Genomic DNA, 13543 nt, shown 5'->3' on the forward strand with positions numbered 1-13543 from the left:
ATGAAAAAGCGGACGCTGGTCGACACGCCTCGATGGTCATTACGGGCAATGTTCTGCCCGCAGCATAAAGCCTCGACCTTGCCCTCCAGCCCGCCTCCGCCGCATCCGGAAAACCGGACTACGGCATCGATGCTCCGGGCGTGCGACGCCGGAAGCTCACCACCGGCATTGTTGGGGCTGCACTCGCGTCACGAGCGGTCGCGACAGCAGCGCGCCGGCGGTCGCTTGCCTGTTCGCGGCGCTCTACGGGCTCGGAATTCTCAGTCTGGTCGAGGGTCGACGCTGTTCACACCGCCTCAACTTCGGGATGCCACGGTGAAGCCGCACGGATGGCAAGGCGCTTCGTCGAGCTTGTGTCAAACAACTGCCCAGACGGACGCTAAGCGGACATGCCTTCCACTTGGACGTTGCGAGGATCCTCCAGAGCGCGCCGGGCGATCCGATTGGCACGACATCCAACCTTGTCCGCAACGTCGCTTACGACTGCAGGCATCGTCCTTGCCGTGGTCCTCACCGGGGCCGGGATCCTCGTGGCGCAAAAGCTCTGCGACCTGGAGATCCGCAGCACCGAGCGAAGCCTTGTCAGCCTCACGACCCTGCTTTCCGAGCAGGCCGACAGGTCGATGCAGGCGATGGAGGTCATTCAGCTGGACGTGGCGAGGGAGCTTGCCAGCGCTCGATCGTCGGCCGACCGCTCGTTCGCGTCGCTTGGCTCGAGCACGGCCATGCACGACAAGCTCCGTGCCAGCGTCTCGGCCCTACCCCAGGTCAAGGAGATATCAATCATCGACCTCCAGGGCAGGACGATCAACTCCTCGATCGACCGGCCCGCAGATAAAGAATCGTCCCGTCCTTCTTTCCTCGAAGATCTCGGCCGTGATCCCTCCGAACGGACGATCATCGTCGCCGGCACGGCCCGGCCGGACGGTTCGGGCCTGGATCTGATCGTCGCCCACCGCATCGCGGACATCGATGGCCAATCCGTCGGCTACATGATTGGAGCCGTAGACCTCCGCTACTTCGAGCGGCTCTATGCCAGGGTCTCCCCCGACGAGGCCGACGTCATCTCGTTCGTCCACACGGATCTGACCATGCTGGCACGCCATCCGCGTCCGCCCGGCGCGATCGGACGCAAGGTCCCGCCGCTCAAATGGATGCGGGTCCAAGGGGCGGAACGTCCAACCTCCGGCGTGGAACGCATGACGACACCGATCGACGGGCAGGATCGGATCGTCGCGGCCCAGCTCATGGAGCATTATCCGATCATCATGGGCACGAGCCGCACCATCTCGGCGACGCTGACCCCATGGCGGGCGCAGACCCTGCCCTTGACCGCGACGGTGGCGCTGCTCGTCGGCGGCGTGTTTTTCATCGTCAGGATCGCCAAGGCGCAGCTTCGCGCCCAAGAGCGCCTCGCCTCGTCCAGCGCGGCGCAGGCTGCCGCCGAGGAAAGGGCATCGGCGGACCGCCGCCTGCGGGACGAATACGCCCGGTTCGGGACCGCATTGGATAGCATGAGCCAGGGGGTGCTGCTGCTCGACCACGAGAGCAGGCTCGTCGTCCTGAACGCCCGCATGACCGAGCTGTTCGACATCCCTCCGCTCCTACGCGAAGCGGGTAGCCCTCTCGATGTCCTGCTCCGTCAGATCATCGCCTCCATGTCGAAGGCCGAGGGAGAACGACTGTCGGATATCCTCGCCGCCAGTGTGAGGGAGAGCCGCCCGGCGGCACTGGTCTGCGATCTGACCGACGGCCGCATCGTCGGCGTGACGACCGCAACCGTGCCGAGTGGCGGCATCGTCTGCACCTTCGAGGACATCACGGAACGGCACCGCGCCCAGGCCATGATCGCCCATATGGCGCATCACGACGCGCTGACCGGGTTGCCGAACCGCGTCCTGTTGCAGGAAGCCACCGGTCGGCTGCTGGCCGAACGCGGGCGCACGCCGATGGATGGCGGCGGGGGGGCATTGCTCCTGCTCGACCTGGACGGCTTTAAACAGGTCAACGACGTTCACGGCCATCCCCTCGGCGATGCGCTGCTTCGGGCGGTCGCGGCGCGGCTCTCGGCTCTGATCGCCGCCCCCGACGTCCTGGCGCGCCTCGGCGGGGACGAGTTCGCCGTCGTGCGATTCGGGCAGGACGAAGAGGCGGATGCCGTTCGACTGGCCGAACGCATCGTCTCCGCTCTCGGAACCCCGTTCGTTATCGAGGGCGTCCACCTCTCGATCGGGACGAGCATCGGAGTGGCGCGGGCGGACGTGGCGGACGGCTCGCCCGAAACGCTACTGCGCAACGCCGACATCGCCCTTTACCGGGCCAAGGCCTCCGGCAGGCGCACATGGTGCCTCTACCAACCGCAGATGGAATGCGAGAACCGTGAACGGCGGCGGCTGGAGGAGGATCTCGGCTGTGCTCTGGAGAAGGGTCAGTTCGAGCTGCACTACCAACCCATCGTCGGAGCGGCGAGCCGCGCGGTGACCGGGTACGAGGCGCTGCTGCGCTGGCGCCATCCCACGCGCGGCCTCGTCCCGCCCGCCGAGTTCATTCCGATCTGCGAGGAGACCGGCCTCATCCGCGAGATCGGCTCGTGGGTCCTACAGCGCGCCTGCGAGGACGCCGCCGGTTGGCTGCCCGGCCTGCGCGTGGCCGTGAATCTCTCGGCCGTGCAGTTCCGAGAGAAGGAACTCGTCGCCGTGGTGGAACGCGCACTCGCACGTTCGGATCTGCCGGCGAAGCTGCTGGAGCTCGAGATCACCGAAAGCGTGCTCCTTCGGGACGACCTGACGAACCTGGAGATCCTGAAGGCTTTGCATCGGATGGGCGTGTCCATCATCATGGACGATTTCGGTACGGGCTACTCTTCGTTGAACTACATGCGTTGTTTCCCGTTCGACAAGATCAAGATCGACCAGACCTTCGTTCGGAACCTGTCGAATGGCAGCCAGGGCGTCGCCGTCATGCGCGCCGCCATCGCCCTGGGTCACGCTTTGGGCATCACGGTGCTCGCCGAGGGGGTTGAAACCGTCGAGGAGCGCGATTTCCTTGTCGCTGAGGGATGCGACGAGCTGCAGGGATACCTGTTCGGTCGACCAGAACGGATCATGGACGCGCGCCGTCGCTCAGTCGACCGTCACCCGCCTGCTTCATTCCGGAACCGCCGCAGTGCATAAAAGTTGCTGCGGCGCACGTCTCAACACCGTGCAGCCCATTTGTGGGCGTTTCCTCCCTGACTTGGGCCGCTCCTTCGGGAGTGGCCTTTTTCTCATTACGTTGTTGCCGCCCTGAACGTCCGGGCGATTTGCGTACGCCTTTCACAAACCGACATTTACGGCTGGTCTCGACAATGGCTGCGGGGAAAAGCCTGGGTTGTTAAGAGTGTCCGCCAGGGTGGTAGGGCGGGATGGACGCTTCGTAATGGGCGCGGACCGGGGCTACGTCTCGGGCGAGGAGATCCAGGCCTGCGAGTCTCGACCGCGAGATCGCCGAGCGTGCTCGCGAGGACGAGATGGCGCGCAGACTGATGACCATCCCAGGTATGGGTCCGATCACCGCCACGGCGCTGATCGCCCTAGCTCCTGCAGCCGAAACCTTCGAGCTGAGCGGGCGGCTTTAAGCCGATCCGCTTTCGTAAGGGGATGTGGCGAAGCGGACAGCATGGTTGAGGCCGTGCTCCTGAAAAGCACGGCCTCGCTAGGCTCTATGCCGCCCTCACGGTGGCTAGGAAGCGCGCAACTTCAGCACTGAGGTGCTCTGACTGGCGCGACAACTCCGAGGCCGCGCCGAGGACCTGGCTCGCCGCCGCGCCCGTCTCCTCGGCCGCACCGGCAACACCCGCGATGTTGCTTGTCACCTCACCGGTGCCCTGCGCCGCCTGAGAGACATTCCTGACGATCTCCTGAGTCGCCGCACCCTGTTCCTCGACGGCTGCGGCGATCGAGGTCGCAACGCCGCTGATCTCGCGGATCCGTTCGGTGATCCCGGTGATCGACGTGACAGCTTGACCGGTCGAGGCCTGGATCTGAGCGATCTGACCCGATATCTCACCCGTCGCCTTGGCGGTCTGCTCAGCGAGCGCCTTCACCTCAGACGCCACGACCGCGAAGCCGCGCCCTGCCGCGCCGGCGCGCGCCGCCTCGATCGTCGCGTTCAGAGCCAGAAGGTTCGTCTGCCCAGCGATCGAGGAGATCATTGTGACCACATCGCCGATGCGCGACACCGCGGCGCTCAGCTCCTGAACAAGTCCGCCGGTCTGACCGGCCTCGGTAACAGCGGTCCGCGCGAGACCCGCCGAGCCGGCCACCTGCCGACCGATCTCCTGAACGGACGAACCGAGTTCCTCAGCGGCCGCAGCGACGGTGTTGACGTTCGAGGCGGCTTCCTCGGCGGCCGCGGCCACCGTGGTCGACTGGCTCGCCGTTTCCGTCGCCGTGGCGGTCATGGTCTGCGCGGTCGCCTGCAGCTCGGTCGCTGAGGACGAAACCAGGCCGATGATGTCGCCGACGGCGGCCTCAAAGCTGTCGGCCATCTGCCGCATGCCGGCCTTGCGTTGTTCCTCGGCAGCCAAACGGGCCTGGGCAGTCTCTGCTTCAAGCTGCCGGGTGCGGATCAGGTTGTCCTTGAACACCTGTACGGCGGCGGCCATCGCGCCAAGCTCGTCGCGTCGGTCGGCTCCGGGAACCGTGACAGAGGTATCGCCGGCCGCGAGCGTGCCCATCGTGGCCGTCATGCGGGTGATCGGGTGCGCGACGCGGAGGAGGCTGAACAGCGTCGCTGCAAGCGCAAGGACAAGGGCGACGACCATCGCGACGTAGGTCACGCGTGCTGTTTCGTCGACGTTGGACACGGTCGTGTCCGCCTCGTCTTGAGCACCCTTTCGATTGAGGGCCACAGCTTGTGTGATGATCTGAGACAGGCCTGAGTAGAGCCTCACGATCTCAGGCTGCGTAATCTCGGTTAGCGCCTCCGGCTGGCGGCCTGCATCCATCAGCTCGACCGCATGCTTGCCGATGGCTCCGAACTCGGTCCACTCTTGCACGAACCGATCGTGGAGAGCGCGCTCCTGGGGCGAGGAGATAAGCGCTTCATAGCGTTTGCTGACCTGTTCAGCGGCTTCGATTGCCGCCAAGTACTGCTTACGATGCTCGGCGAGTTGCTGTGTGTCACGCGTCGCGGCTACGAGCCGGTACTGGCGCACGCGAGCCTTATCGACGGCTGAGTTCAGCTCGCCGAGCGTTTGAACGGAGGGCAGCCAGTTGCCTGCGACTTCGGTCGCGCTGTGACGGATCGCGCTGAGCTTGAGCAGCGTGAGGGCACTCTCGCCGGCTATAATGACTGCCAGTAAAGCAAAAAGGCCGGCAAGCGCGGCCTTGATCGAGATACGCATCGATGATCCGGCGGATAGTGGAACGCTACGAGGCGTCCGATGGCATACCATCCAGCAAGGGTTACCACCTGCCTAAACGGCTACGGGTATCGCGCAACCGTGAGATCTGTTTCTGCCGACAGGGTCGGCTCGACTGAGGGGCCGGACGCGGTATCACAGTGTAGATCACGCTTGCTCGCTCTCGAAGAACGACACGAGCAAGCTCGGCATGCGTCTAGGCCCGCAATCCCCCTGAGCCGACTTTGTGTGGCGGCCGGCGACTGACGGATTTCAAGAAGCCCGGGACATGTCCATGACGTCCGATCTGGGTCGTTATAGGAATGGCGGCTCTCGGTGATTTTCCGCTGGTCCGCTTTCGGGCGACAAACGCTTCGAAGCGGACCTCGTTATGACGTTTGCGTTCGACCCGCCGCAATCACATCGGTCGGCGCATCATTTCGCGAACACCTCCTTGGCAGCGAACAGGCCATTGAGTGCCGCAGGAAAGCCTGCGTAGACGGCCATCTGCATAATGATCTCGGTAATTTCTTCGCGCGAGAGACCAACATTAAGGCCCGCCTCGATGTGGACCTTGAGCTGCGGGGCCGCGTTGCCCATCGCTGTCAGAGCCGCGATGGTGGCGATCTCGCGGGCGCGCAGGTCGAGGCCGGGGCGGCTGTAGATGTCGCCGAAGGGGAACTCGAGCAGGTAGGTCGCGAAGTCGGGGGCAATGTCGGCGAGCGAGGCGACGACCTTCTCTCCGGCCTCGCCGTCGATCTCAGCGAGTGCCCGTCGTCCGCGTTCGAGCCGGCTTTCGCTGCCGCTGTGGGGGAATTTCGTCATAGGCCTGTGTCCTCTCGTCCGGATCGGCGTAGCCGGTGATCTTGGTGTCGAGGACGAGGAGGCAGGCTTGCAGGTCAGCCACGTGGGCGCGGACGCGCTCGCGGTGCTGCTCCAGCATGTCCCGGCGCTCAGCCTCGGTGACGACGCCGCTCTCCCGCAAGGCTGCGTAGCGCAGCATCTCCCGGATCGGCATTCCGGTCGTCTTGAGACGGCCGAGGAACGCGATCCAAATCAGGATCGATGCGTCGTAGTCACGTTGGCTCGATTGGTCCCGGTCGGCATAGGGAAGCAGTCCGATCCGCTCGTAGTAGCGGATGGTGTGAGCGGACAGTCCCGAACGCTTCGCCAGTTCGCCAATCTTCATGAGCACCGTTCTCGCCACGACGCATCTGAGGCTAGGAGTTTGAGTGCGCTCTAAGTCACGGCCCTATTCCAGCCGCTATGTCTCGGTTCGCGCCATACCGCGAGCCAAGGTCGATGGGTTCCTGCAAAGGACCGCTTTCGGAAAAACCTAACAACGGCCTGCACGGCCGGCTTGGGTCGCTTCCGGAATAGCGGCTCGGGGTGAATTTCGGCTCTTCCGCTTCCTTTACTGAGCACGGCAAAAGCAGACGACCGGATGGGTCCCGCTCCCGACACTGCAGCGCTTGCCGGTGCGCATCGTGCAGAGGCCGGCCCGTGATACAATCGGACAAGCTGTAGTGAGCGCCTGTCTTTGGTTCGCTAAGTTGATGATTGTAAGCGCATATGCCCATCGAGTAGGCAGCTAATAAATTAAGATATCTATCTTATCGTATGCCAAATTCAACACGCTGACCGCATTCCATGTCTGCTCTCGATGCTTGGGAATTACCAACCTCTTGTGGCATTTGGTGTTGGTATTCCAATGCCACAGCTGCCTTCGTGCCGTGGCTTAGTCAGTCCTCTGTGCCGCACGAGCAACTGATTGAACAAAATCGACGCTTCGATGCAGCCTTGGAGAATATGAACCAAGGCTTGTGCATGTTCGATGCGGACCGACGTTTGTTGGTCTGGAACAAGCGATATCTGGAGATCTTCGGACTTGAGGCTGACCAGTTGCATGTCGGAATGAGCCAGCGACAGATCATCGAGATCTTGGTTGACCTCGGACGTTACGCAGCTGGCACCACGGTCGATGCTCTGAGTGAAGGCACTCGGACCTCGCTTATCGAGGGGCAGGCTACGTCAATCCTGCGGGAGCTCGCGGATGGGCGAACGGTCTCAGCGACTCACAGGGCGATGAGCGGCGGCGGGTGGGTCGCAACTTTCGAGGATGTGACTGAGCGCCGCCGCAACGAAGACCGTATCACCTACATGGCGCGGCACGACGCCCTGACCGATTTGCCCAACCGCATGGCCTTGCATGAGTTTGGCAACGGAATGCTGGGGCAGCCTATGCCGGGTCGTTCCCTCGCTGTGCTGTGTCTCGACCTTGATCGGTTCAAGCTCGTCAACGATGGGTTCGGCCACGCGGTGGGCGACCAACTTCTACGGTGTGTCGCTCAGCGGCTTCAGCGAGAAGTTCGTGAAGGAACTACCGTCGCGCGGATGGGGGGAGACGAGTTCGTCGTCCTGCACCGGGTCAAGGACCTGAAGGCGGCGGAAGCGCTGGCGCGGCGACTGATCGCGTCAGTCAGCGCGCCCTACGAGCTCGACGGATTGCGGGTTGAGATCGGTATGAGTGCCGGAATTGTGTTGTCCGGCGAGATGGATCGTGACGTCACTCAGCTTCTGCAGAACGCCGATCTGGCGCTCTACCAAGCAAAATCGGACGGGCGGGGGACGTTTCGGGTCTTCGAACCCCAGATGGACGAAAGCGCACGAGCCCGCCTCAACTTGGAGCGGGAACTGCGCGAGGCGCTGACCAATGAGCGCTTTGAGGTGCACTACCAGCCGCTCGTCAAACTCAGCAGCAACGACGTGACTGGCGTTGAAGCCCTGGTTCGGTGGCGGCACGCCGAGCGGGGCCTCGTGAGCCCTGCGGTGTTCATTCCCATCGCAGAAGAAACTGGCTTGATCGTACCGTTGGGCGAGTGGGTGTTGCGGCGGGCGTGCGAGGATGCCAAGCGATGGCCCGCTCACGTCGGGGTCGCGGTCAACGTATCGGCCCATCAGCTGCGCCAGCGCAACTTCGCGACGATGGTGTTCTCGATTCTATCAGAAAGCGGCCTCGATCCGAGTCGGCTCGAACTGGAAATCACCGAGAGCGTACTTCTGGAAGAAACCGATGCGAACCTTGAGACGCTGCACGTCTTGCGCAGTTTTGGTATCCGCATCGCCATGGACGACTTCGGCACCGGCTATTCCAGTATCAGCTACCTGCGTCGGTTCCCCTTTGATAAGATCAAGATTGATCGGTCCTTCGTGCGCGAGATCGGCGAGAAGCCCGAGGCGGCCGCGATCATTCGGGCTATTATCGGTCTCGGCCAGAGCCTCAATATGACGACCCTTGTGGAGGGTATCGAGACGGACATCCAGCGTAACGCTGTCCTCTCCGAGGGGGCTCACGAGATGCAGGGCTTTCTGTTCAGTCCTCCGCGCCCTGCCCAGGAAGTCGATGCCCTATTTAAAGTCGAGCATTCCAAGAATAAGGTGGCGTAAGTATCGCGGAAAAATTCAATTTTACCACGCGAGAGCCCGGTGCCGGATCTATGCGCCATGAGGTGACTCATTCGATTGACCAGGAACGCCGAGGCGACCCTATCGCGAGGAACGGATGGCGAAGCCCGGAGGCGTTCACGCCGAGTTCGACCTCCGCCAGCTGAAAGCTGCGTAGCGCAATTGCGAGGCCGTCGCCAAAGTCAGCCAATTCAGTGTCACTGATCCGCAACACGGCAGCGGGGGTGTCTGCTAACAGGACAGCAACGCGTGTCGCGACATGACCGCGTCGGGTCGCAACCGAAACACCGGCCTCGCGATGAAGCGGACGTCACCGTTCCGCCCGCTCACGACCGATTTCGTTGAAAAACTCGCGGTCGGCCTGGATTGAGATTTGACCCGAGGCTTGGCCGAGGGGCTCCCGCCAGACGGTCAGGCTAGATCACGGCGCGAGGCTCCCGCTTCGATGGCCGTCACGACGCGTTCACGCAGATCGGCGGACAGGGCATCCGGCTCTCCTGATCAGAAAGCCGTGCATCGAATCACATCTCCGTCCGTGCCAAAACCCCAGACGACTCAACTCGCTCGGATCGCGCTCTAGGGTGGAACCGAGCAGTTGCAGGGCTCCGCGCCAACGCAATGCACATTCCATTATACCCTCCGCTGCGTGTCCGGAGCGGATTTGGCGGAGTGTCGAGGAACTTGGCCGGAAGTGCGGAGCGTCCCCCTTCTCCGCCAGTCGTCCCCCTGAAGTGCTCTGTGGATCCGGCCGTGTCGCGGTGCGTGGTGGCCGGGGTGATGCTCTGCCGCACATCGTCGAACGGCTTGCGCCGGCTCAGATCGGGCGCCTGCGCCGGGCGGCTCCGGTGACATTCGTCACGGTCGCCGCTCGTCCGATCCGCGCCTCGGCCTGAGATCCGGAGAGGCGGCCCTCGCCACGCCCGGAGGGCCGCGCATCGGCCATGAGGCCCGCCCCGAACACCGCGGCGGGAAATGGCCGCTTCGCGCAAGCCGCCAGCTCGATCTCCCCATCAGGTCGGGCGTTCGGCGTGCGCGGGACTTCGTGGGTCGCCTCCCAGGACACATCGCCGAATACGGCGCGCGTCGCGCGGTGAGCGCAGTCCCTGTCCGGTTCGGTCAAGGAGCGCCCGCCGAGACGGGCTATGTGAGCGGAGTATCGTCCGTTCAGCGGCTGCCGAGGAGGTCGCCATGGCGTTTTCACCGTTTTCACGGGCCGGGGCCGCCCTCCTGATGCTCGCCCTTCCCAGCGGAGTCGCGGGTGCGGCCACCCGCGGGGAAGCGCAGATCCGCCTCGCGCAAGGTGGCATCGCCATCCCCAGCGAGGCGCAGCTCAACCGCCTCGAACGCGAGGCGATCACCACGCCTCCCCTCGATGTGAGCGATCCTCCGCCGGGCGTCGAACCGGGCACGCAGAGGCGGCATCGAGACCCGCAGGATCGCCGCAACGACCGCAGGCTCCCGGGGGAGGAGGGCGCCTGCGAGGCGTGCTGAACGGTTCCGGGCGGTGCATCCCCGCGACACGCCCCCGGTCCGAAATCCCGGTCCGAAGTCCCGGTGTGAGGTCACGATGCAGGATGCCAAGCCTGTCGCTGTCGATCCCGACCGGACGGGATCGGAAAGCCCGCGGCACCGCGCCAAGCCGCCCCGGCGGTGGAGCCGGGCGCTCGTGGCCGTCGCGATCCTGCTCGTGGCCGCCGGCGCGTTCGCGGTTGCGCATGTCTGGTCGCCGCACGCCAACCTGCGCATCACGCTCGGCCCCCCCGGCAGCACGGCCGAGCGGTTCATCACGGCCTTCGTGTCCGTCTCCCGGGTGCAGCATCCCCGCGTCAATCTCGACCTCGTGCGGGTCGACGACCTCGCGGGGAGCGCCAAGGCTCTGGAGGAGCGCCGGACCGATCTCGCCATCGTGCGCAGCGACGCGGGGGCACCCGCCAACGCACAGACCATCGTCATCCTGCGCCGGGACGTGGTCGCCTTGATCGTGCCCCCGCACAGCCCTGTCACCTCGGTCGCCAACCTGGCGGGCAAGACCGTCGGCCTCGTGGCCGGGCCGCTGCAAGACACCAACACGCGTGTCCTCGACATGGTGCTGAGCTACTTCAACATCCCCGCCAAGGATGTCGGCAGGGCCATTCTTCCGATCGACGCCCTGGCCCAGGCCGTCCGGCAGAAGAAGGTGGCGGCCATCCTGGCGGTCGGTCCCATGGCGCCGGGCGAGATCGTCGATGGGGTCGCCGCCGTCGCGCGCGCCACGAAGGGCACGCCGGGCATCCTCGCGCTCGACGAGGCGGAGGCGATCGGTAAGCGGTTCCCCGGCTTCGAGGCGATCGACGTGCCCGTGGGGGCGTTCCGGGCGCGTCCCGCCACGCCCAGCGAGTCGGTCACGACGCTGGCGGTTACCTATCGGTTCGCCGCCTCGGAGCTGATGCCCAACGTCGTCGCGGCCGCCATCGCCCGGTCGATCCTGACCACAAAGGCCAAGCTCACGGCCGTGACGCCGCTCGCCGTTCAGATCGAGGCGCCCGATCCGGACGACAAGAGCCCGATCCTGCCCGTCCATCCGGGGGTCGCGTCCTATCTCAGCAACGGGGACCAGAGCTTCTTCGACCAAGCCCAGCAATATCTCTATCTCGGCGGCGTGGTGATCAGCCTCGCCGGATCGCTCCTCGCCGCCGCCTCGGCGGGCTGGGCCCGGCGCCGATCGGAGGCGGAGTGGCGCCCGGTCCGGCGCCTGGTCGAGATCGCCGACGCGGCGCCCGGCGCCGACCGTACGGAGCTCGCCGCCCTGGAGGGCGAATTCCGGGCGATCGTCTCGGCGATGCTGGGCTGCACCACCGGGGCCGTCAGCACCGACTGCCTGTCGGCCTTCGCGACGGCCCTGGCCCATGCGCGCGACGCCCTCGACCGCCGGCGCGCAAGCCTTGGCCCCGAGACGGCGCTCCCGTCCGCACCGACGCTCGTGGTCGCCCATTGACGGCGGGCCCGGGCCCGGGCGGTGGCTCGGGCCGGCTGCGGCCGGCGATCGAGCGACCGAAGCCGTGAAGGCGCTCTAGCGCGCCGCCGGCGTGCGGAGGAGCAGGACGCGCAGGCGACCGCCGCCCAGCACGCGGCCGATCTCCCGGTAGGCGAAATACGGGAGCAGCGCCACGAACATCACCCAGGCGAAAGTGAGCACGCCCCGCGGGCCGCCGGCCATCTCCGGAAGAACGGTGCCCGGCGCCTTCCCGTGCCAGGCCCCCACCAGCACCTCTTCGAGTCCGTAGGCCGCCACCAGGACGGCGGTGAACAGAAGGGAGCGGTACAGGATCCCGTAGACGAGGGGGCCGCGCGTGATGCGCCGGCCGAGACGGAGGGATCCGAGCTTCGCCGCCTCGGCGATCAGCATGAATTTGGCCAGGACCAGGGCGTTGATCAGCCCGAGTGCGTAGAAGTGATAGCTCGGATAGTGCGGTATATCCTGATCGACCCGTGCGTAGATGTTGATGCTGAACAGAATCAGGGTGCCGAAAACGACGATCAGGTAGATCGCGAAGGCCAGGTAGCGCTTCGCTTCGGCGGCGGCCCGACGTCCCAGGGATCGGGACTTTGCGCGCCCGTCGGCACCCGGCAGCTCCCGCGGGGCAGGGGCAGCCGCCAACGCCTCTCGAGACGTGGCAGGGGGCATGGCTCGTTCTCCGCGGCTCCCGTGCGCCCATGGTCTGCGCGCCGGGCGCGTGGACCATGGGCCGGTTCCGCATGCGCACCCGAAGCCCCGGACCGGGCTGCCCGGTCCGGGGTCTGACAGGCCGCGGGTCAGGCCGCGAGCTTGACGGCGTGCTTGCTCTCGATCGTCCGCCGGATCAGGCGACGGGTCCGCTCGGTGAAGGCCATCTTGTCCGCCAGGCAGCTCTCCAGCAGGACGCCGACCCCGAAGTGACCGCTCACATCGGCCATGGCGACGAGGGCGACATACTCGGCGATGCGCAGATGCATCAGGTGATTGGCCTTGATCAGGATGAACAGGGCCTTGGCGGCCGGGGCCTGGATCTCGGCCAGCTCGCGCCGGAAGTCTTCGAGGAAGACTTCTTGAAGTCGACCGTTGGAGGCAATCGGTTTCTCGCCGATCAGCTGAAAGCAGCGATCGAGCGACTTGACCGTCTTCTCTTGGATGAAGGCGCGTGACTGGAGCGCCTCTTGGATGGCCGGATCCTGCGTGGCTTGGCCCAGCTCCTCGTAAATCTTCGTCGCGCGCTCCGCGTGATGCCGCGCGTCGCTCAACATGCGCACGAAAAGCTCCTTCGGTGACTTGATCGGCATGGTCATCTCCTCACGCTGCATCGTGATCAACCGAGGCATCTCTCGAATGCCGAGACCGCTTCGCGCGTCCTTGAGCGGACCGGAGGCAGCGTTCTTCCGATCGCCGGGATGTGCGGAACGCGCCGACCGCCGTGAAGCCCGATCGGTCGCGCCCTGACCGGGCACGCAAGGTCAGTTCCCTGCCTCGCCTCACCGCACCGAAGCGGAGGGCTTATTATGCAGTCGCGGCGATCCCATGCTTGATCGGGGAAGACACCGGCCGCCGGCGCGATTGACAACGGCTTCGGGCCGCCTGGGCGCCGGACGGAAGCGACGTTCAGGATGGAACGCTGCGATCCGAGCGGCGCAACGCGGCTGCGCCGGTTCACCGGCACGCGAGTCCCCGCGGATCAAGCGGCG

General features: G+C 65.3%; 9 protein-coding genes and 1 pseudogene. 5 read left to right on the top strand and 5 right to left on the bottom strand.

What is annotated here, in order from left to right; genetic code table 11:
• The first annotated feature begins 461 nt into the window (after positions 1-461).
• The gene (locus MCBMB27_RS20690; RefSeq protein ID WP_159020364.1) at positions 462-3173 is read left to right on the top strand and encodes a bifunctional diguanylate cyclase/phosphodiesterase; all 2712 of its coding nucleotides are present in this window, start codon (positions 462-464) and stop codon (positions 3171-3173) included.
• Between the two features lie 290 nt (positions 3174-3463).
• Positions 3464-3595: pseudogene (locus MCBMB27_RS20695) on the top strand (transposase); the annotation flags it as partial.
• Positions 3596-3700: 105 nt separating this feature from the next.
• Here the strand turns inward: MCBMB27_RS20695 and MCBMB27_RS20700 are convergent.
• The 3 genes from MCBMB27_RS20700 to MCBMB27_RS20710 all read right to left on the bottom strand — a co-directional run bounded on the left by MCBMB27_RS20700 (position 3701) and on the right by MCBMB27_RS20710 (position 6572).
• Positions 3701-5386, bottom strand: coding sequence for a methyl-accepting chemotaxis protein (locus tag MCBMB27_RS20700; RefSeq protein ID WP_075381183.1), 1686 nt, complete (start codon positions 5384-5386; stop codon positions 3701-3703).
• Between the two features lie 432 nt (positions 5387-5818).
• On the bottom strand, positions 5819-6208 hold the full coding sequence (locus tag MCBMB27_RS20705) for a carboxymuconolactone decarboxylase family protein (protein WP_043759985.1): 390 nt from the start codon (positions 6206-6208) through the stop codon (positions 5819-5821).
• The gene (locus MCBMB27_RS20710) at positions 6144-6572 is read right to left on the bottom strand and encodes a MerR family transcriptional regulator (RefSeq protein ID WP_075381184.1); all 429 of its coding nucleotides are present in this window, start codon (positions 6570-6572) and stop codon (positions 6144-6146) included. Before MCBMB27_RS20710 ends, MCBMB27_RS20705 begins: the two co-directional genes overlap by 65 nt.
• A 461-nt stretch (positions 6573-7033) precedes the next feature.
• On the opposite strand from MCBMB27_RS20710, the gene MCBMB27_RS20715 reads away from it, so the two are divergent.
• From MCBMB27_RS20715 to MCBMB27_RS20730, 3 genes are all read left to right on the top strand, one after another.
• Positions 7034-8830 (top strand): putative bifunctional diguanylate cyclase/phosphodiesterase, encoded by a 1797-nt coding sequence (locus MCBMB27_RS20715; protein WP_083683645.1) that lies wholly within the window; start codon positions 7034-7036, stop codon positions 8828-8830.
• A gap of 1206 nt (positions 8831-10036) precedes the next feature.
• Positions 10037-10339, top strand: a complete 303-nt coding sequence (locus MCBMB27_RS20725) for a hypothetical protein (RefSeq protein ID WP_075381186.1) — start codon at positions 10037-10039, stop codon at positions 10337-10339.
• 175 nt (positions 10340-10514) lie between these two features.
• Entirely contained in the window at positions 10515-11822 is a 1308-nt protein-coding gene (locus MCBMB27_RS20730; RefSeq protein ID WP_236952762.1) for a TAXI family TRAP transporter solute-binding subunit, read from the top strand.
• Between the two features lie 75 nt (positions 11823-11897).
• Here the strand turns inward: MCBMB27_RS20730 and MCBMB27_RS20735 are convergent, their stop codons facing one another.
• Complete coding sequence (locus tag MCBMB27_RS20735) at positions 11898-12512, bottom strand: hypothetical protein (protein ID WP_075381188.1); 615 nt, start codon at positions 12510-12512, stop codon at positions 11898-11900.
• Between the two features lie 128 nt (positions 12513-12640).
• A complete protein-coding gene (locus tag MCBMB27_RS20740) occupies positions 12641-13165 on the bottom strand; it encodes a DUF892 family protein (RefSeq protein ID WP_043354056.1) in 525 nt (174 codons plus the stop codon).
• Positions 13166-13543 lie beyond the last annotated feature (378 nt).

Origin of the sequence: Methylobacterium phyllosphaerae (assembly GCF_001936175.1) — a bacterium.
Taxonomy (GTDB): domain Bacteria; phylum Pseudomonadota; class Alphaproteobacteria; order Rhizobiales; family Beijerinckiaceae; genus Methylobacterium; species Methylobacterium fujisawaense.